General features: G+C 59.9%; 13 protein-coding genes and 4 rRNA genes. 16 read left to right on the top strand and 1 reads right to left on the bottom strand.

Features of this window, described 5'->3' with window-relative positions; translation table 11 throughout:
- Position 1 precedes the first annotated feature (1 nt).
- The 5 genes from F8G81_RS22300 (at position 2) to F8G81_RS22280 (ending at position 4458) form a co-directional block, all read left to right on the top strand.
- The gene (locus F8G81_RS22300) at positions 2 to 829 is read left to right on the top strand and encodes an ABC transporter ATP-binding protein (protein WP_267276794.1); all 828 of its coding nucleotides are present in this window, start codon (positions 2 to 4) and stop codon (positions 827 to 829) included.
- Positions 826 to 1866, top strand: a complete 1041-nt coding sequence (locus F8G81_RS22295; protein WP_267276793.1) for a siderophore-interacting protein — start codon at positions 826 to 828, stop codon at positions 1864 to 1866. Before F8G81_RS22300 ends, F8G81_RS22295 begins: the two co-directional genes overlap by 4 nt.
- Positions 1867 to 2347: 481 nt before the next feature.
- Positions 2348 to 2671, top strand: coding sequence for a helix-turn-helix domain-containing protein (locus tag F8G81_RS22290; RefSeq protein WP_267275892.1), 324 nt, complete (start codon positions 2348 to 2350; stop codon positions 2669 to 2671).
- 47 nt (positions 2672 to 2718) lie between these two features.
- Entirely contained in the window at positions 2719 to 3522 is an 804-nt protein-coding gene (locus F8G81_RS22285; RefSeq protein ID WP_267279270.1) for an IS3 family transposase, read from the top strand.
- A 93-nt stretch (positions 3523 to 3615) separates the two neighbouring features.
- Entirely contained in the window at positions 3616 to 4458 is an 843-nt protein-coding gene (locus tag F8G81_RS22280) for an SGNH/GDSL hydrolase family protein (RefSeq protein ID WP_267276792.1), read from the top strand.
- Here F8G81_RS22280 and F8G81_RS22275 read toward each other — a convergent pair.
- Positions 4455 to 4742 (bottom strand): YciI family protein, encoded by a 288-nt coding sequence (locus F8G81_RS22275; protein ID WP_267276791.1) that lies wholly within the window; start codon positions 4740 to 4742, stop codon positions 4455 to 4457. The genes F8G81_RS22280 and F8G81_RS22275 overlap by 4 nt on opposite strands.
- 69 nt (positions 4743 to 4811) lie before the next feature.
- On the opposite strand from F8G81_RS22275, the gene F8G81_RS22270 reads away from it, so the two are divergent.
- From F8G81_RS22270 to F8G81_RS22220, 11 genes are all read left to right on the top strand, one after another.
- Complete coding sequence (locus F8G81_RS22270) at positions 4812 to 5297, top strand: MarR family winged helix-turn-helix transcriptional regulator (RefSeq protein WP_267276790.1); 486 nt, start codon at positions 4812 to 4814, stop codon at positions 5295 to 5297.
- A 69-nt stretch (positions 5298 to 5366) separates the two neighbouring features.
- Entirely contained in the window at positions 5367 to 6128 is a 762-nt protein-coding gene (locus F8G81_RS22265) for an SGNH/GDSL hydrolase family protein (protein WP_267276789.1), read from the top strand.
- Between the two features lie 253 nt (positions 6129 to 6381).
- On the top strand, positions 6382 to 6618 hold the full coding sequence (gene rpmB / locus F8G81_RS22260) for a 50S ribosomal protein L28 (protein ID WP_108598676.1): 237 nt from the start codon (positions 6382 to 6384) through the stop codon (positions 6616 to 6618).
- Complete coding sequence (gene rpmG, locus F8G81_RS22255) at positions 6618 to 6785, top strand: 50S ribosomal protein L33 (protein ID WP_013602737.1); 168 nt, start codon at positions 6618 to 6620, stop codon at positions 6783 to 6785. The genes rpmB and rpmG overlap by 1 nt, the downstream gene beginning before the upstream one ends.
- A 3-nt stretch (positions 6786 to 6788) precedes the next feature.
- Entirely contained in the window at positions 6789 to 7094 is a 306-nt protein-coding gene (rpsN, locus tag F8G81_RS22250; protein ID WP_050687445.1) for a 30S ribosomal protein S14, read from the top strand.
- 682 nt (positions 7095 to 7776) lie between these two features.
- Positions 7777 to 9301: ribosomal RNA gene (locus F8G81_RS22245) — 16S ribosomal RNA — on the top strand.
- A 538-nt stretch (positions 9302 to 9839) separates the two neighbouring features.
- Positions 9840 to 12980: ribosomal RNA gene (locus tag F8G81_RS22240) — 23S ribosomal RNA — on the top strand.
- Positions 12981 to 13200: 220 nt separating this feature from the next.
- A 5S ribosomal RNA gene (gene rrf, locus F8G81_RS22235) occupies positions 13201 to 13317 on the top strand.
- Together the 16S, 23S and 5S rRNA genes form the textbook arrangement of a ribosomal RNA operon.
- 125 nt (positions 13318 to 13442) lie before the next feature.
- Positions 13443 to 14447 (top strand): LacI family DNA-binding transcriptional regulator, encoded by a 1005-nt coding sequence (locus F8G81_RS22230; RefSeq protein ID WP_267276788.1) that lies wholly within the window; start codon positions 13443 to 13445, stop codon positions 14445 to 14447.
- Between the two features lie 121 nt (positions 14448 to 14568).
- Complete coding sequence (locus F8G81_RS22225) at positions 14569 to 17607, top strand: glycoside hydrolase family 2 TIM barrel-domain containing protein (RefSeq protein ID WP_267276787.1); 3039 nt, start codon at positions 14569 to 14571, stop codon at positions 17605 to 17607.
- 584 nt (positions 17608 to 18191) lie between these two features.
- Positions 18192 to 19716: ribosomal RNA gene (locus F8G81_RS22220) — 16S ribosomal RNA — on the top strand.
- Positions 19717 to 19835 lie beyond the last annotated feature (119 nt).

Below are 19835 nucleotides of genomic sequence, written 5' to 3'. Positions count from 1 at the left end.
CATGGCAGTTCTGACCGCCCGGAACCTCACGCTCAAATATGACCAGCGCTGCGTGGTGGACGGCCTCACGGCAGAAATCCCCGAGGGCAAGGTGACCATGATCGTGGGCGCCAACGCGTGCGGAAAGTCGACGCTGCTCCGCGGCCTGTCCAGGCTCCTCAAACCCGCGGCCGGTTCAGTCACGCTCGACGGCAAGGACATCCACTCCCGGCCGGCCCGCGAACTTGCACGCACCCTGGGCCTCCTCCCGCAGCACCCCACGGCTCCGGACGGCATCACCGTCCGTGACCTCGTAGGCCGGGGACGGTACCCGCACCAGGGCTTCTTCCGCAGCTGGTCTGAGAAGGACGACGCCGCCGTGCAGCGTGCGCTGGAAGCCACCGAAACGCTTGAACTAGCCAGCCGGAACGTGGACGAACTGTCCGGCGGGCAGCGTCAGCGCGTGTGGATCGCCATGGCGCTGGCGCAGGAAACCGAGGTGCTGCTGCTGGATGAGCCCACCACCTACCTGGATCTCGCCCACCAGGTGGAAGTCCTGGACCTCGTCACGGACCTGAACCGCCAGCGCGGCACCACGGTGGCCATCGTCCTGCACGACCTGAACCTGGCGGCCCGCTATGCGGACCACGTCATCGCCATGAAGGGCGGCGAGGTGGTGGCGCTGGGCGCCCCCGGTGACGTTGTCACTGAGGAACTGGTCCGCAAAGTCTTCGGACTGGAGTCTCGCGTGATTCCCGATCCTGTTTCGGGAACACCCCTGATCATCCCCATCGGCCGCCACCACGCCGCTGCCCATGACGCCGTCAACGAACTGGAGTTTGTTTCATGAAGACCCGCGATGTTGCCTCCACCGAACCCATGACCCTGGCATTTGAAGTGACGGTTTCCTCCGTGCAGGAGCTCAGCCCCAATTTCCGCCGCGTAACCTTCGGCGGCTATTCCCTGCGCGACTTCGGTGTCCACGGCGACACCATGGACCTTCGGATCAAGCTCATGATCCCGTCCCTGGCCGAGGACGGCACCCAGCTTCCGCTGCCCGTCTTCGAAATGGCCGAGTCCGGCTGGTACCGCGAATGGCTGGCGATGGACCCTGCTGTCCGCGGCTCCATGCGGACCTACACCGTTCGCCAGTCACGGCTGGATTCGGTGTACCCCGAGATCGACGTGGACTTTGTGATGCACTTCGACGACCACGGTCATGGCGGCCCGGCCGCCCACTGGGCCCTCAACGCGAAGCCCGGCGACGCAATCACCATCATCGGCCCCAACAACCGCGCCGCGCACTGCGTCACTGCCGAGATCTACTCGGGCATCGAATGGCGGCCGGGAATGGCCCAGCGTGTCCTTCTCGCCGGCGATGAGACAGCCATTCCAGCGATCTCCGCCATCCTCGAGAACTTGCCCTCGTACATGAGCGGCCACGCCTTCCTTGAGGTGCCGCAGGCCGGTGACTTCCTGGACCTTAAGACCGCCGCCGACGTCCAGATCACCTGGCTGGCCCGGGGCGCCGCCATCGGACGGTCCCGGCCGCACGGCGAACTGCTGCAGCAGGCAGTGCGCCAGGCAATTCCGGTTCCCGGATGGGTGGGTATTAAGGAGTCCGACGGCGGCGCCGGCCCCGAGCCCGAGGACGTCAATGTGGACGTGGACATCCTCTGGGAGACTCCCGCCCGGATGGAAACAGCCGAGATCGAAGCCACGAAGAACCCCGACATGCCTGCCGGCGCCATGCCCTTCTACGCCTGGATCGCCGGCGAGGCCGCGGTCATCAAGGACATGCGGCGGTACCTGGTGCGGGACGTGGGGATCGACCGGAAGCAGGTCGCGTTCATGGGGTACTGGCGGCAGGGTAAGGCCGAGGGGTAGTTCTCCTCGGTCCTGGTTTGCCTGTTGCCGGGCTTTCCTTTGCGGTGGCAGGGTGCGCCGCCGGCGCAGTTTTGCCGTCGCTTAGACACCTTCCTACGCTCCGCTCGGCCGCTGACGGCCTCACCGCGCTCTGGTCGGCGATGCGCTCCTACGCAAAACTGCGTCGCCGGCTCGATGCATCACTCACCTTTGCTGCTGCCTCCTCACCAAACGCTCTCTCACCTTTTGCTGGTTTTTTGGCGACGCTCTCTCACCTCTTTGAACTGCTCCCCGGAAGTTGGACTGAGAAATTCAGTTCCGACTTCCGGGGAGCAGTTTTATGCGTGCACGTAGTTCATGGTCTGAGGCTCAGCGCGAGGCGGCTGTAGCGTTGTTTGAGAGGGGCATCGGGTATCGGGCGGCGGCCCGGTTGGTGGATGCGCCTCTTGTGCCGGTCAGGGCACTGTTTGGGCGGTGGAGGATTCATGGGCAAGGAGTGCTGGTGAGCAGGCCGGCGAAGTCATACTCTTTCGAGTTCAAGCTGGCCTTGGTGCAGCGGTTCCTTGCGGGCGAGTCCGGGCCGGATCTGGCAGTGGAGGCCGGTTTGGCCTCCCGTGAGCTGCTGCAAAAGTGGGTCCGGGCGTATCGTCTGGACGGTGAGGACGGGTTGCGGCCAAAGCCCAAAGGCAGACCGCGGAAACCCGATTCCCCGCCGCCTGCGGGGCTGCCCGAGCTTGAACGGTTGCGGCGGGAGAACGAGCGGCTGCGCGCGGAGGTGGCGTACCTGGGAAAACTGCGGGCCTTGAGGGAACAAGGACGACGCTAAAGGTTCAAGCCGTCGTTTCCCTCAAGGCTGACTATCCGCTTGCTGTCCTGTTGGACGTTGCCGGCCTGGCCAGGTCCACGTTCTTCTATCATCAGCTCCGGCTCCAGGCCCCGGACCCGAAAGAGAAGCTCAAAGCCGCGGTCACGGAGATATTCACAACGAATCACGGCCGATACGGGCACCGGCGCATCCATACGGAATTATCCAAACAAGGCTGGGTGACCGCGAAGAAGACCGTCCTGAAACTGATGCGTGCGCTCGGGCTGGCGTGCAAAGTCCGGAGGAAGAAGCGCTACAACTCCCACCAGGGCGAACAGGGCAGGATCGCCCCGAACCTATTGAACCGACAGTTCGAGGCCGATGCTCCGAACCGGAAGTGGGTCACCGACGTGACCGAATTCAGCGTCGGCGACCGGAAGCTCTACCTCTCACCGATCATGGACCTTTTTGACCGGCAGATCATTTCCCATTCGATCAGCACGTCCCCGAACCTGGCTCTCACCAACAGTTCACTGCAGCAGGCTCTCGCCTGCCTCCAGCCCGGCCAGCATCCGCTTGTACATTCAGACCAGGGCTTCCAGTATCAGCACGTAACCTGGCGGACTCTCCTCGAAGGCGCCGGCGCAGTCCAGTCAATGTCACGCAAGGGCAACTGCTACGACAATGCCGTGATGGAGAACTTTTTCGGGCACCTCAAGGAAGAACTCTTCCACCGTGTCCGGTTCATCAGTACCGATGCCCTGGCTGCCCAACTAAATGACTACATCCACTGGTACAACACCAACCGAATCTCAACAAAGCTAAAGGGCCTGAGCCCGGTGCAATACCGTGCCCAGGCCCTTGCGGCCTAGAATCCCATTTAGCCAGTCCAACAATCGGGGACCAGTTCATCTTGTTCATCCCGGCGTCGTGCTGGCGTTTCCTTTGGTGGTTAGGTTGGCGGGATGGGTGCTGATCCTTTGCTTCCGGACAGGGATGGGCGGCGGGTCTTTGTTGCCCTGGGGGATTCGTTTACCGAGGGGGTCGGTGACCATGACGAGCGCTTCCCCAACGGCGTCCGCGGATGGGCTGACCGGGTGGCGGAGAAATTGGCCAAGGCGCAGCCCGGGTGGAGGTACGCCAACCTGGCTATCAGGAGCAAGCGGCTGCGGCACATCATCAGCGAGCAGCTGGAACCGGCGGTGGCGATGCGGCCCACGCTGGTCACGCTGTATGCCGGCGGCAACGACATCCTGGACCTCGGCACCGACATGGACGCCCTGATGGCCGATTACGAATATATGGTGTCGAAGCTGGCCGGAACAGGAGCCATCCTTGTCCTTTTTACCGGTTTCGACGTCAAAGTCTCAGCACTCCTTGAGCCCCTGAAGAAACGCAACACCACTTACAACCAAAGGGTGCGTGAGATAGCTGCGGAGTACGGCGCCGTCCTGGTGGATTACTGGTGCCTGGACGCCTTCCATGACCGGCGGATGTGGGACGCCGACAGGCTGCATATGTCCAAGGCAGGGCACAAGTACCTTGCGGGACAGGTTCTGGACCAACTCGGCGTGCCGCACAAGATCCTTCCCAAGGAATGGGACCCGCCGGCGAGGCTCAGCCTGCGGGAATGGGAAAAGCGGCAACGGCGCTGGGTGCACGACTGGGTCCTGCCGCTGTTCGGCCGAAAGCTCCGGGGCATCACGCTGGGGGATGCGCTCAGCCCCCGCTGGCCCGAGCCTGTCCGGGTGCCACCAAAGCGCGGCCTAAAGAAGCTGGCTGAGAAACGGCCTGCCATCGGTCCTTAGGAGTCCAGGAGGTTCTCGAAGCCCTCTGCCACGCTAGTGGCCTTGAACTCGATGACCTCGAACTCGGCGACGCCATTGCTGTAGAAAGGATCCCGGGCCAGCGACTCCTCAAGGGTGGAACGGTCTGCTCCGGACAGCAACACGCCGCCCACTGCCGGAACCCGGCGTCCCGACGCAAGGAACACGCCGGCGTCGAACGCTTCTTTGACCCAGGCCATATGCGCGGGGCGGTGGAAGTCGACGATGTCTTCGGGCATCTTATAGGTCAACGACACAACAAACATAAGGTCAGCCTACCGCTGGCAGGAGTGCTCACTTGAAGGCTCAAGCACGCATACTCCTAGAATGGACCCATGACTGAACCGCGCTGGCTCAATGCCGACGAACGCCGTGCCTGGCTGGCGCTCCTGAGCATCAACACCATGCTTCCCGCCGCCCTGGACAACCAGCTCCACACGGCAGGCAAGCTGTCCCTTTTCGACTACAACGTCATGGCGATGCTGTCGGAGGCTGAGGGCCGGTTTCTGCCCATGAGTGAACTTGCCGCCCGCACCAGCTCATCCCTGTCCAGGCTCTCGCACGTGGTCACCAAGCTTGAAAAGCGCGGGTTTATGCAGCGGCGTCCGCATCCGGGGGACGCCCGCGTCACCACAGCGCACCTGTCCGACGCCGGGATGGCCACTTTGGTTTCCCTCGCACCCGGGCACGTGGAAGCGGTCCGGGACAAGTTTTTGGACGCACTGACGGAACGCGACGTTGCGGATCTGGCCCGGATTGGCGAAAAGATCGTTGCCAGACTGAACGAAGACCACTGGATCCTTCGCGAGAGCTCGCCCTAGTCGCTCGCACGCTCAGCCGGTCTGAGCCTGCACTTGGTTGCTCCCAGCAACGGATGACACACTGGCGCTATGGATTTTTCAGCCCGGTACGTAGCACTCGGTGACTCCTTTACGGAAGGCGTTGGCGATGAGGATCCCTCACGCCCCAACGGTGTACGCGGCTGGGCGGACCGGGTAGCTGAGCAGTTGGGTGCCGCCGATCCCGGTTTTGGTTACGCAAACCTCGCCATCCGGGGGAGGAAACTGCGCCAAATCATGGCAGAGCAGGTGGACGCCGCCGTCGAACTTAAACCCACGCTGGTGACCGTTTATGCGGGTGCGAACGATATCTTCCGCCCCAAGGTCGACATCGATGATCTCCTGGTGGAGTACGACGCCGGTATCCGTAAGCTGACCGCCACGGGTGCCACCGTGGTCATGTTCACCGGCTTTGATTCCAGGGGTTCCAAGATTTTCGGCACCACCAGGGGCCGAACCGCTATCTACAACGAACTGGTGCGTGGAATCGCCGGCGACCACGGTGCCCTGCTGGTGGATTATTGGCGTTTCAGTGAGTACTACGACTGGGGAATGTGGGCCCAGGACCGGATGCATATGTCCGTGGCCGGGCACGCCAACATGGCCAAGCGCGTCCTCACAGTCCTGGAACACGATCATTCGATCGAGGTTCCCCCGATGACCCCAGTACCGGAACTCAGCCGGACGGAAGCGCTTCGCGCCAACGCACGCTGGGTTCGTGAATTCGCCGCCCCCTGGGTGGTCCGCCGTGTAACCGGAAGGTCTTCAGGCGACGGACTGAAGCCCCGATATGCGCAGCTGACCCGCGTCTGACTGGCCCCCTGCTTATACACCTTCCGAGGCCGGATTGGTCTTTAATTACTTGAACTCGTAGACTTGGTAGGCGCTAAGTGCGCGGAGCGTGCGCAATTGCTCCGGTGGCCCGGTAATTTTCTCCAGGGTAGCCGGTAGTTAGGGGCTCAAGTTGCGTGACTAACCGTTCGCCCTGATTAGTTTGGGTCGCACTTGGACGCATGATCCAGCAGCAGATATGCGGATCATTACTTTCAATTCTTGAGGAGAAGTCATGGCAGCACACTGCCAAGTGACCGGAGCCGAGCCGGGCTTTGGGCACAGCATTTCGCACTCGCACCGCCGCAACAAGCGTCGGTTCGATCCGAACATCCAGAAGAAGCGCTACTGGGTTCCGTCCCTGCGCCGTAACGTCACGCTGCAGGTTTCTGCACGTGGCATCAAGACCATCGACGTGCGCGGCATCGACGTAGTCGTTGCCTCCATCCTTGCTCGGGGAGTGAAGCTCTAATGGCTAAGGACAAGGACGTACGTCCGATCATCAAGCTCAAGTCGACTGCGGGCACGGGTTACACCTACGTAACCCGCAAGAACCGTCGTAACGATCCGGACCGCATGGTTCTGAAGAAGTACGATCCCAAGATCCGCCAGCACGTCGAATTCCGAGAGGAGCGCTAAACCATGGCTAAGAAGTCAAAGATTGCTCGCAACGAGCAGCGCAAGGTCATCGTTGAGCGTTACGCTGCAAAGCGCCTCGAACTGAAGAAGACCCTCGTCGACGCCAACGCCACCGACGAAGCACGCGAAGCTGCACGCCTCGGCCTGCAGAAGCTGCCCCGCAACGCGTCCCCGATCCGTCTGCGTAACCGCGACATCATCGACGGCCGCCCCCGCGGTACCTTCCAGAAGTTCGGTATCTCCCGTGTTCGCTTCCGCGACATGGCTCACCGTGGCGAACTCCCGGGCATCACCAAGTCTTCCTGGTAATTCAGCACCGCTGATTCCAGCTGCTTGAGAAGGGCCGGCAACCGTTTGGTTGCCGGCCCTTCTGCGCGTTAAGGCTGCCTGCCTGCAACGCTCCCTGGCCACGATGGGGGACATCCAGCCACTGTGTCGCAGGACACGGAAACCCCGGACGACGACGGCGCCTTGGTTTTGCCTTCGGCCGCCCCTTCGGCCCAGTAACGGCGCGGGTTTGGCCCCCTCCGGAGGGGATTTGCGATGGGCGCTGAGTGGGTGTATTGTTTTTCTAGTCGCCAGAGGGAGACAGCGAAGAGCTGGTTACCAGGGCGGCGAAACCCACAAATTCAACACCAGATTCTGGTAGCTCTTTAGAGTGCTTCAGTTCGGGTGCGGGAATGGTTTTTGACCGGGTGCGGGTCCTGAAAGATGGATTTGCAACCGGGACGGAAACCGGGTAGGTTTGAAAAGTTGCTCCGGAGCGATCCGCGGCCCTTGAGGGGTTGTGGTGGTGCCGGGTGTGTCTGTTGTTTGAGAACTCAATAGTGTGCCAAGTTTGTTGATACCGGTTTATTTTATATGAATTGGTTGAATTTGCTGAATTGACCACCCCGTGGTTGGTTTGGTTTTTACAGCTGGTTTCAAATTTTGTGCAGCCGTTTTATCCCGTTTTCCCGGGGTTGGTGGTTGTGTCTGTTTTTGTTTTACTTCAACGGAGAGTTTGATCCTGGCTCAGGATGAACGCTGGCGGCGTGCTTAACACATGCAAGTCGAACGATGAAGCCAGCTTGCTGGTGGATTAGTGGCGAACGGGTGAGTAACACGTGAGTAACCTGCCCTTAACTCTGGGATAAGCCTGGGAAACTGGGTCTAATACCGGATATGACTCCTCATCGCATGGTGGGGGGTGGAAAGCTTTATTGTGGTTTTGGATGGACTCGCGGCCTATCAGCTTGTTGGTGAGGTAATGGCTCACCAAGGCGACGACGGGTAGCCGGCCTGAGAGGGTGACCGGCCACACTGGGACTGAGACACGGCCCAGACTCCTACGGGAGGCAGCAGTGGGGAATATTGCACAATGGGCGAAAGCCTGATGCAGCGACGCCGCGTGAGGGATGACGGCCTTCGGGTTGTAAACCTCTTTCAGTAGGGAAGAAGCGAAAGTGACGGTACCTGCAGAAGAAGCGCCGGCTAACTACGTGCCAGCAGCCGCGGTAATACGTAGGGCGCAAGCGTTATCCGGAATTATTGGGCGTAAAGAGCTCGTAGGCGGTTTGTCGCGTCTGCCGTGAAAGTCCGGGGCTCAACTCCGGATCTGCGGTGGGTACGGGCAGACTAGAGTGATGTAGGGGAGACTGGAATTCCTGGTGTAGCGGTGAAATGCGCAGATATCAGGAGGAACACCGATGGCGAAGGCAGGTCTCTGGGCATTAACTGACGCTGAGGAGCGAAAGCATGGGGAGCGAACAGGATTAGATACCCTGGTAGTCCATGCCGTAAACGTTGGGCACTAGGTGTGGGGGACATTCCACGTTTTCCGCGCCGTAGCTAACGCATTAAGTGCCCCGCCTGGGGAGTACGGCCGCAAGGCTAAAACTCAAAGGAATTGACGGGGGCCCGCACAAGCGGCGGAGCATGCGGATTAATTCGATGCAACGCGAAGAACCTTACCAAGGCTTGACATGGACTGGATCGCCGCAGAAATGTGGTTTCCCCTTTGGGGCTGGTTCACAGGTGGTGCATGGTTGTCGTCAGCTCGTGTCGTGAGATGTTGGGTTAAGTCCCGCAACGAGCGCAACCCTCGTTCTATGTTGCCAGCGCGTTATGGCGGGGACTCATAGGAGACTGCCGGGGTCAACTCGGAGGAAGGTGGGGACGACGTCAAATCATCATGCCCCTTATGTCTTGGGCTTCACGCATGCTACAATGGCCGGTACAAAGGGTTGCGATACTGTGAGGTGGAGCTAATCCCAAAAAGCCGGTCTCAGTTCGGATTGGGGTCTGCAACTCGACCCCATGAAGTCGGAGTCGCTAGTAATCGCAGATCAGCAACGCTGCGGTGAATACGTTCCCGGGCCTTGTACACACCGCCCGTCAAGTCACGAAAGTTGGTAACACCCGAAGCCGGTGGCCTAACCCCTTGTGGGAGGGAGCTGTCGAAGGTGGGACTGGCGATTGGGACTAAGTCGTAACAAGGTAGCCGTACCGGAAGGTGCGGCTGGATCACCTCCTTTCTAAGGAGCACCTACAGACCACTGCTGCGTGTATGCGTTGGTGGGGGTTTGTCAGGAGTATATGCCCGTTGCGCAGACGCAAGTTCTGCGGCGGGTGCTCATGGGTGGAATATCAACGAATAGGTGCCTGGTGGCACGGACCGTTTGCTAGTACGGATGTTTTGTTCTTTCCTTTGGGAAGGGCGGGTGTCCTGGAACGCGGATGGATCGGGTTGCTGGGTAGTGTTTGGCACACTGTTGGGTCCTGAGGCAACAGGGCCGGGGTTCTTCTGTGAGGGAGGGTTCCGGGTTTGTTTGTTTCTGGTTTCCTGGCTGCACCGATCGCACGGTTTTGATCTTCTTTTGGAGGGTTGTGTGTGTGGGGTGTGTGGTTTGGGGTTGTTGTTTGAGAACTACATAGTGGACGCGAGCATCTTTTATAAGAAGCAATTTCCAAGAATATGAACCTGGATCTGGCTGCGCTGTTGATGCCCTTCGTGGGTGTTGGGGTGTGGTTGGTTTTCGTGGTTCTCTCGAAAATTACTGATTGATCTTTTGTGGTCAAGTTTTTTAAGAGCACACGGTGGATGCCTTGGCATTAGGAGCCGAAGAAGGACGTAGGAATCTGCGATAAGCCTGGGGGAGTCGATAACCGGACTGTGATCCCAGGGTGTCCGAATGGGGAAACCCCGCCAGACGCGCGAGTGATCTGGTGACCCGCATCTGAACACATAGGGTGCGTGGAGGGAACGCGGGGAAGTGAAACATCTCAGTACCCGCAGGAAGAGAAAACAATAGTGATTCCGTGAGTAGTGGCGAGCGAAAGCGGATCAGGCTAAACCGTTCCATGTGTGATAGCCGGCGGGCGTTGCATGGTCGGGGTTGTGGGACTTTCCGTTCTGTCTCTGCCGGGACAGTGGGGTGTGATGTGCAGGCATAGGTGAACGGTCTTGAAAGGCCGGCCAGAGAGGGTGGGAGCCCCGTAACCGAAATGTTTTGTACCGCCTGGAGAGTATCCCAAGTAGCACGGGGCCCGAGAAATCCCGTGCGAATCTGTCAGGACCACCTGATAAGCCTAAATACTCCCTAATGACCGATAGCGGACCAGTACCGTGAGGGAAAGGTGAAAAGTACCCCGGGAGGGGAGTGAAACAGTACCTGAAACCGTGTGCTTACAATCCGTCGGAGCAGCCGCACCTTGTGTGCATAGTAGCTGTGACGGCGTGCCTTTTGAAGAATGAGCCTGCGAGTTAGTGTTACGTCGCGAGGTTAACCCGTGTGGGGAAGCCGTAGCGAAAGCGAGTCTGAATAGGGCGTTGCAGTGGCGTGATCTAGACCCGAAGCGAAGTGATCTACCCATGGCCAGGTTGAAGCGACGGTAAGACGTCGTGGAGGACCGAACCCACTTCAGTTGAAAATGGAGGGGATGAGCTGTGGGTAGGGGTGAAAGGCCAATCAAACTTCGTGATAGCTGGTTCTCCCCGAAATGCATTTAGGTGCAGCGTTGCGTGTTTCTTACCGGAGGTAGAGCTACTGGATGGCTAATGGGCCCTACAAGGTTACTGACGTCAGCCAAACTCCGAATGCCGGTAAGTGAGAGCGCAGCAGTGAGACTGTGGGGGATAAGCTTCATAGTCGAGAGGGAAACAGCCCAGACCACCAACTAAGGCCCCTAAGCGTGTGCTAAGTGGGAAAGGATGTGGAGTTGCGAAGACAACCAGGAGGTTGGCTTAGAAGCAGCCATCCTTAAAAGAGTGCGTAATAGCTCACTGGTCAAGTGATTCCGCGCCGACAATGTAGCGGGGCTCAAGTACACCGCCGAAGTTGTGGCATTCAGATATTAGCTAAGCCCTTGTGGTTCAGGCGTCTGGATGGGTAGGGGAGCGTCGTGTGGGCAGTGAAGTCGCGGTGTAAACCAGCGGTGGAGCCTACACGAGTGAGAATGCAGGCATGAGTAGCGAAAGACGGGTGAGAAACCCGTCCGCCGAATGATCAAGGGTTCCAGGGTCAAGCTAATCTGCCCTGGGTAAGTCGGGACCTAAGGCGAGGCCGACAGGCGTAGTCGATGGACAACGGGTTGATATTCCCGTACCGGCGAAAAACCGTCCATGCTGAACAGGGGATACTAACTGCCCGAAACCTGCCCGCCCACCCTTGTGGTGACGTGGGTTTTGGTGGAGCGCGGGACCTGATCCTGGGAGGTAAGCGTATTAACAGGTGTGACGCAGGAAGGTAGCCAAGCCGGGCGATGGTTGTCCCGGTCTAAGGATGTAGGGCGAACGGTAGGCAAATCCGCTGTTCATGATGCCTGAGATCTGATGGGACCCCCTCACGGGGGGATTTGGTGATCCTATGCTGCCGAGAAAAGCATCGACGCGAGGTTTTAGCCGCCCGTACCCCAAACCGACACAGGTGATCAGGTAGAGAATACTAAGGCGATCGAGAGAATTATGGTTAAGGAACTCGGCAAAATGCCCCCGTAACTTCGGGAGAAGGGGGGCCCCAACCTTGAACGGTACTAGCGACCGGGAGGGGATCGGGGCCGCAGAGACCAGGGGGAAGCGACTGTTTACTAAAAACACAGGTCCGTGCGAAGTCGCAAGACGATGTATACGGACTGACTCCTGCCCGGTGCTGGAAGGTTAAGAGGACCGGTTAGCCTCACGGCGAAGCTGAGAATTCAAGCCCCAGTAAACGGCGGTGGTAACTATAACCATCCTAAGGTAGCGAAATTCCTTGTCGGGTAAGTTCCGACCTGCACGAATGGAGTAACGACTTCCCCGCTGTCTCAACCATAAACTCGGCGAAATTGCAGTACGAGTAAAGATGCTCGTTACGCGCAGCAGGACGGAAAGACCCCGAGACCTTTACTATAGTTTGGTATTGGTGTTCGGAGTGGCTTGTGTAGGATAGGTGGGAGACGTTGAAGCCCGGACGCCAGTTCGGGTGGAGTCATCGTTGAAATACCACTCTGGTCACTTTGGACATCTAACTTCGGCCCGTAATCCGGGTCAGGGACAGTGCCTGATGGGTAGTTTAACTGGGGCGGTTGCCTCCTAAAAAGTAACGGAGGCGCCCAAAGGTTCCCTCAGCCTGGTTGGCAATCAGGTGTCGAGTGTAAGTGCACAAGGGAGCTTGACTGTGAGAGAGACATCTCGAGCAGGGACGAAAGTCGGGACTAGTGATCCGGCGGTACATTGTGGAATGGCCGTCGCTCAACGGATAAAAGGTACCTCGGGGATAACAGGCTGATCTTGCCCAAGAGTCCATATCGACGGCATGGTTTGGCACCTCGATGTCGGCTCGTCGCATCCTGGGGCTGGAGTAGGTCCCAAGGGTTGGGCTGTTCGCCCATTAAAGCGGTACGCGAGCTGGGTTTAGAACGTCGTGAGACAGTTCGGTCCCTATCCGCTGCGCGCGCAGGAAATTTGAGAAGGGCTGTCCTTAGTACGAGAGGACCGGGACGGACGAACCTCTGGTGTGTCAGTTGTACTGCCAAGTGCACCGCTGATTAGCTACGTTCGGATGGGATAACCGCTGAAAGCATCTAAGCGGGAAGCTCGCTTCGAGATGAGATTTCCATACACCTTGTGTGTGAGAGGCCCCCAGCCAGACCACTGGGTTGATAGGCCGGATGTGGAAGCGAGGACTAACGACTCGTGAAGCTGACCGGTACTAATAGGCCGATAACTTACACCACACACTTTCTTCGTGAACGGCATTCAAAAGACGTTCACACCCGAAGAAAGTAAAAAGATAACAAGACTGCTTGCGTCCACTATGTGGTTCCCAAACAACAAACCAAACGTTGCTTGAGGAACAAAACTAAATAACAACACCACAACTGCCTTAACCGGCAGAACACGTTGTAACCACAAAGACTTCCCACCCCCACCAGCACGGGGGACGGGTACAAGGGTTACGGCGGTCATAGCGTGGGGGAAACGCCCGGTCCCATTCCGAACCCGGAAGCTAAGACCCACAGCGCCGATGGTACTGCACCCGGGAGGGTGTGGGAGAGTAGGACACCGCCGGACAATCATTAGGCTCAGGCCCCGACACACAATGTCGGGGCAAACCACACCCCATACCCGCAGCGCCGGCACCGCCGTCATACACCCAGAACCCCGGAGAGCGTCACGCCAAACTAGACTTACGGTCTATGACCTCCACTTCGCGTATCCCCCGGGCCAAACGGGCCACGATCCTGGACGTGGCGGCCGCTGCAGGAGTCTCACGGCAAACCGTCACCAGGGCCATGAACGATATGCCGGGCATTCGGCAGGAAACGCGGGAGCGTGTCCAGGAGTTGGCTCGGGAGCTTGGCTATACACCAAGCAGGTATGCAAGAGGCCTGGTCCAGGGAGCACACACCTCCGTGGGCCTGGCCATCCCGGACCTCACCAACCCGTACTTTCCGGCGTTTGCGTCAAGTGTGGTGGAGATGGCCACACAGCGCGGCTGGAATGTGGTGATGGATGATTTTGGTCACGGCAGCAGCAGCGCGCTGGACGCGGTGGCGCGGCTCGCCCCTCAGGTTGACGCGGTCATTGGATACCTTGGTCCGGACTCGGAGGCGGCGCAGGCCATGCTGGGGCGGCGTCCGGCGGTTGTCCTGGATCATCCCTATATGGCTGCCGGAAGGATCTCATTCGATTACCCCCATGCAGCCAGGCTCGCCCTGGACCACCTGCTGTCGCGGGGCTGCCGCGAGATTGCTTACCTGGATTCCGGCACGAAAGGATCACTGACGGCCCGGGGCGCAGCGGTGGTGGGAGTGGCCGCGGACCGTGGAATCGGGCTCATAGTGGCCCATTCCGCCGAGGCTGCCCAGCCTTCACGCGATGCCGTCCAGGACCTGCTGTCACGCCACCCAAGGCTGGACGGGCTGCTGGCCTTTAACGACCTGATGGCTGCCGGCGTCCTGAAGGCTTTGGCTGGAAATGGCCGCAGCGTGCCGGATGATTGCGCCGTGATTGGTATGGACGGCATCCCGCTGGGTGAGCTGGTGACCCCTGCGCTGACTACCTTGTCCATGAACCTGCGAGACGTTGGCCGGGCCGCCGTCGACCTTCTTGAGGGGTTACTGTCCGGGACCATTGTGCCAGGCAGCCCGGAGGCCGATTTGACGCTCAGGCATGACCTTGTCCTCCGGCAGTCGGCTTAGGCCAAGCCCTACCAAATCTGTGTCGTTGGGGATAGAATCTTCCAAAACCGTGAACGTTCACGAGACTTCCAAGTCCGGGTATGAGGCGGTACTCCCCAACACTCTGGAGCAAGGAATATCCATGTCAGTTCAGTCACCCTCGGCACCGGCAGCGGCAGAGACCGAAGTAGCCGCACAGAGCAGCCAAGGCACCGGCGCCCAAGGACGGGCCTTGGAAATTGGCGCAGGCGCAGTCCAGGAGCTGGCCTCGGTTCAGCCAGGTCGAGGAACCCTGCCGGCGCGCGCCTACCTGCACAGCGATGCACCCCGACAGTCATTGAACGGTGAATGGCAGTTTCGGCTCAGCCCGGGCATTCGGCAGGCTCCGGAAGGCGGCTGGCAGTTGGGACGGAGCACGGACGGATTTACCGGGCTTGCCGTGCCGTCGAGCTGGCCCATGCACGGCCATGGCTCACCGTGGTACACCAACGTACAGTTCCCCTTCCCGGTGGAACCGCCCCATGTCCCGGAGGCAAACCCCATCGGCGACCACCTGGTGGAATTCCACGCCGGACCGGAGTTTCAGCCGCGCGCCATCCTCCGGTTTGACGGCATCGAGTCCGCGGGCACCGTGTGGTTGAACGGCACGGAACTGGGCACGACCCGCGGCAGCCGGCTTGCCCACGAGTTTGACGTGTCCGGGATCCTCGTTGAAGGAAAAAACATCCTGGCCGTGCGCGTGGCCCAGTTCTCGGCAGCCACGTACACAGAGGACCAGGACATGTGGTGGCTTCCCGGGATCTTCCGTGATGTCACCCTGCAGTCCAGGCCTGAACAGGGCATTGACGACGCGTTCGTCCATGCGGACTATGACCACCACACCGGCGAAGGAACCCTGCGCGTGGTGGTGAGCCGGGCCGGTGAGGCGATTGACGCCGTCGTACGCATCCCGGAACTGGGGCTCGAAGTGCCCGCCGGCTCCGAACACCGCATCAAGGACATTTCGCCCTGGTCCGCGGAGCTGCCGCGGCTCTATGAGGCCACCGTCAGCACCCCCGGGGAAACCATTGAGCTGCAGATCGGCTTCCGCAGCATCACCATCGAGGACGCCCAGTTCAAAGTCAACGGCCAACGGATCCTGCTGCGCGGCGTCAACCGGCATGAGCATCATCCGCGCCTGGGCAGGGTAGTGCCCAGGGACGTGGTGGAGGGCGAGCTCCGACTCATGAAGCAGCACAACATCAATGCCATCCGGACCTCGCACTACCCGCCGCACCCCGATTTCCTTGCCCTGGCGGACCAGTTGGGCTTTTACGTTGTGCTCGAATGCGATCTGGAAACCCATGGCTTCGTCAGTGCCGGCTGGAACCAGAACCCCAGCGATGACCCGCAATGGGAGGCGGCCCTGCTGGACAGGATGCGCCGTACCGTGGAACGGGACAAAAACCACGCCGCCGTCATCATGTGGTCCCTCGGGAACGAAGCCGGCACCGGCCGTAACCTCGAGGCGATGTCGCGCTGGACCAAGGACCGCGATCCCTCACGGCCCATCCACTATGAGGGCGACTGGACCTGCGCCTACGTGGACGTCTATTCGCGAATGTATGCCAACCAGGCGGAAACTGCGTTGATCGGCCAAGGCCTGGAGGAGGCGCTGGAGGATCCCGCCCTGGACGCCCGCCGCCGTGCCATGCCGTTCGTCCTGTGCGAGTACGTCCACGCCATGGGCAACGGTCCGGGAGGCATGTCCGAGTACCAGGAGCTGTTCGGCCGCTACCCGCGGCTGATGGGCGGTTTCGTTTGGGAGTGGCTGGAGCATGGCATAACAGTCACGGACGAGGACGGCCGGGAGCATTTTGCGTACGGCGGCGACTTCGGTGAGGAAGTTCACGACGGCAACTTTGTCACCGACGGCCTGGTGGACGCGAACCGGAATCCCCGGCCCGGGCTGCTTGACTTCAAGAAGGTCATCGAGCCGCTGAAGATCGACGTGGAAGAGGGCTGGGCCGGATTCACCGTGCGCAACGGCTTTGACTTCGCAGATACGTCGGCGTTCACCTTCCGCTACGTCGTGGAGTCCGACGGCGTGACGCTCGACGGCGGCACCGTGGCCCTCGCGCCGTTGGCGCCCCGCGCGGAAACCCGCGCGGAACTCCCCGCCGGCCTCGCCGGGCTGGCCGAGGGACGGCCCTCAATCCTCACCGTCAGTGCTGTTCTTGCTGCTGAAACCGATTGGGCTGCCGCTGGTCATGAGCTGGCTTGGGGCCAGGCCGTCCAGGATATTGCAGCGGGCGAAGAGCCTTCTGCAACGGAACCCGTTCAGGTTGATAACACGGAACTGCGGCTGGGCCCGGTGGTGTTCAACCGCCTCTCGGGACTCCCCACCTCCATCGGCGCCGTGCCAGTGGACCATCTGGGACTGGTGCTCTGGTGGCCTCCCACGGACAATGACATGGGCGGCGAATGGACCGGGCCCGACCGCCGTCCGCTGGCCACCCAATGGAAGGAAGCCGGCCTCGACCGTCTCCACAGCCGGTTGCTGGGCATCACTGCGGTTCCCTCCCCGGACGGCGGGGAGGTGCTGACGGTCCGCACCCGGATGGGCGCTGCCGACAAGCAGTTTGGCGTGCTGGTGGACTATTCGTGGAGCAGCGACGGTACCAGCGTGAACCTCCGCACCCAGGTGCGGCCGGATGGGGATTGGACCAGCGCCGGCCATGGTGTGGAGTGGGCGCGGATCGGGCTCGAAATGGTGCTGGACACTCAGACCAACACCGTGAGCTGGTTCGGTAGCGGCCCGCACCAAAGCTATGCGGATACCGGTCAGGGTGCCAGGACAGGCTGGTTTCAGCTGCCGCTGGCGGAGATGGACGTCGACTATGTCCGTCCCCAGGAATCGGGTGCGCGGTCCGGCGTGCGCAAGGCGGGCCTGGAGCTCGACGCCGGCACTCTCGAAATTGCCGGCAGCCCCTTCGCTTTGACGGTCCGCCCCTATGGCCAGGATGTCCTTGACTCAGCCACCCACCGGACTGACCTGCTCGCGGATGGCCGCACCTACGTCTACGTTGACCACGTGATGCGCGGTGTGGGAACGGCAGCCTGCGGGCCGGGCGCCCTGGAGCCGTACCGGCTGAAGCCGCAGGAAGCTGACTTCTCAGTGGTGTTGACCGTGCGGGACTGACGTTGCCGGATTGAGCGTCAGCTAATGTGACCCACTCCATAAGACCGGGTTTTCGCTCGCGTCCCCGCCCGATAGCCTTCGAGGCCCCCGGAATCCGCGCCATAACAAGGATTTTGGGGGCCTCTCCCGTGCTGTGGGAGGTGATTTGCCGTTGCGGTTCCGGCCGTGTATTGTTTTCTGAGTCGCCGCCGCTGAAGCGGAAAAATAGCGACCGACCCCCTTCTTCAACAGCCTGAAAATGGCTCGCTTATTAGCGTGCCGGAGCCGGGTGGGGCCGATTGTGTGGAGCTTGAATCGCCGAAACGCTGATTTGCAAAGCTTCCAGGAATCGGGTAAATTTGAAAAGTTGCTCCGGAGCGATCCGCGGCCCTTGAGGGGTTGTGGTGGTGCCGGGTGTGTCTGTTGTTTGAGAACTCAATAGTGTGCCAAGTTTGTTGATACCGGTTTATTTTATATGAATTGGTTGAATTTGCTGAATTGACCACCCCGTGGTTGGTTTGGTTTTTACAGCTGGTTTCAAATTTTGTGCAGCCGTTTTATCCCGTTTTCCCGGGGTTGGTGGTTGTGTCTGTTTTTGTTTTACTTCAACGGAGAGTTTGATCCTGGCTCAGGATGAACGCTGGCGGCGTGCTTAACACATGCAAGTCGAACGATGAAGCCAGCTTGCTGGTGGATTAGTGGCGAACGGGTGAGTAACACGTGAGTAACCTGCCCTTAACTCTGGGATAAGCCTGGGAAACTGGGTCTAATACCGGATATGACTCCTCATCGCATGGTGGGGGGTGGAAAGCTTTATTGTGGTTTTGGATGGACTCGCGGCCTATCAGCTTGTTGGTGAGGTAATGGCTCACCAAGGCGACGACGGGTAGCCGGCCTGAGAGGGTGACCGGCCACACTGGGACTGAGACACGGCCCAGACTCCTACGGGAGGCAGCAGTGGGGAATATTGCACAATGGGCGAAAGCCTGATGCAGCGACGCCGCGTGAGGGATGACGGCCTTCGGGTTGTAAACCTCTTTCAGTAGGGAAGAAGCGAAAGTGACGGTACCTGCAGAAGAAGCGCCGGCTAACTACGTGCCAGCAGCCGCGGTAATACGTAGGGCGCAAGCGTTATCCGGAATTATTGGGCGTAAAGAGCTCGTAGGCGGTTTGTCGCGTCTGCCGTGAAAGTCCGGGGCTCAACTCCGGATCTGCGGTGGGTACGGGCAGACTAGAGTGATGTAGGGGAGACTGGAATTCCTGGTGTAGCGGTGAAATGCGCAGATATCAGGAGGAACACCGATGGCGAAGGCAGGTCTCTGGGCATTAACTGACGCTGAGGAGCGAAAGCATGGGGAGCGAACAGGATTAGATACCCTGGTAGTCCATGCCGTAAACGTTGGGCACTAGGTGTGGGGGACATTCCACGTTTTCCGCGCCGTAGCTAACGCATTAAGTGCCCCGCCTGGGGAGTACGGCCGCAAGGCTAAAACTCAAAGGAATTGACGGGGGCCCGCACAAGCGGCGGAGCATGCGGATTAATTCGATGCAACGCGAAGAACCTTACCAAGGCTTGACATGGACTGGATCGCCGCAGAAATGTGGTTTCCCCTTTGGGGCTGGTTCACAGGTGGTGCATGGTTGTCGTCAGCTCGTGTCGTGAGATGTTGGGTTAAGTCCCGCAACGAGCGCAACCCTCGTTCTATGTTGCCAGCGCGTTATGGCGGGGACTCATAGGAGACTGCCGGGGTCAACTCGGAGGAAGGTGGGGACGACGTCAAATCATCATGCCCCTTATGTCTTGGGCTTCACGCATGCTACAATGGCCGGTACAAAGGGTTGCGATACTGTGAGGTGGAGCTAATCCCAAAAAGCCGGTCTCAGTTCGGATTGGGGTCTGCAACTCGACCCCATGAAGTCGGAGTCGCTAGTAATCGCAGATCAGCAACGCTGCGGTGAATACGTTCCCGGGCCTTGTACACACCGCCCGTCAAGTCACGAAAGTTGGTAACACCCGAAGCCGGTGGCCTAACCCCTTGTGGGAGGGAGCTGTCGAAGGTGGGACTGGCGATTGGGACTAAGTCGTAACAAGGTAGCCGTACCGGAAGGTGCGGCTGGATCACCTCCTTTCTAAGGAGCACCTACAGACCACTGCTGCGTGTATGCGTTGGTGGGGGTTTGTCAGGAGTATATGCCCGTTGCGCAGACGCAAGTTCTGCGGCGGGTGCTCATGGGTGGAATATCAACGA

The sequence above is a fragment of the Arthrobacter sp. CDRTa11 genome (assembly GCF_026427775.1).
In the GTDB taxonomy this organism is placed as follows: domain Bacteria; phylum Actinomycetota; class Actinomycetes; order Actinomycetales; family Micrococcaceae; genus Arthrobacter.
The sequence above is the reverse complement of the archived record's forward strand: the minus strand, read 5'-3'. Positions and strand labels throughout refer to the sequence as shown.

Coding starts and splice junctions, on each gene's coding strand:
- F8G81_RS22275 (WP_267276791.1), bottom strand. CDS start 4,742: ATGTTTGTTGTGTCGTTGACCTATAAGATGCCCGAAGACATCGTCGAC.
- F8G81_RS22230 (WP_267276788.1), top strand. CDS start 13,443: ATGACCTCCACTTCGCGTATCCCCCGGGCCAAACGGGCCACGATCCTG.
- F8G81_RS22225 (WP_267276787.1), top strand. CDS start 14,569: ATGTCAGTTCAGTCACCCTCGGCACCGGCAGCGGCAGAGACCGAAGTA.
- F8G81_RS22280 (WP_267276792.1), top strand. CDS start 3,616: ATGGGTGCTGATCCTTTGCTTCCGGACAGGGATGGGCGGCGGGTCTTT.
- rpmG (WP_013602737.1), top strand. CDS start 6,618: ATGGCTAAGGACAAGGACGTACGTCCGATCATCAAGCTCAAGTCGACT.
- F8G81_RS22265 (WP_267276789.1), top strand. CDS start 5,367: ATGGATTTTTCAGCCCGGTACGTAGCACTCGGTGACTCCTTTACGGAA.
- F8G81_RS22270 (WP_267276790.1), top strand. CDS start 4,812: ATGACTGAACCGCGCTGGCTCAATGCCGACGAACGCCGTGCCTGGCTG.
- rpsN (WP_050687445.1), top strand. CDS start 6,789: ATGGCTAAGAAGTCAAAGATTGCTCGCAACGAGCAGCGCAAGGTCATC.
- F8G81_RS22300 (WP_267276794.1), top strand. CDS start 2: ATGGCAGTTCTGACCGCCCGGAACCTCACGCTCAAATATGACCAGCGC.
- rpmB (WP_108598676.1), top strand. CDS start 6,382: ATGGCAGCACACTGCCAAGTGACCGGAGCCGAGCCGGGCTTTGGGCAC.
- F8G81_RS22295 (WP_267276793.1), top strand. CDS start 826: ATGAAGACCCGCGATGTTGCCTCCACCGAACCCATGACCCTGGCATTT.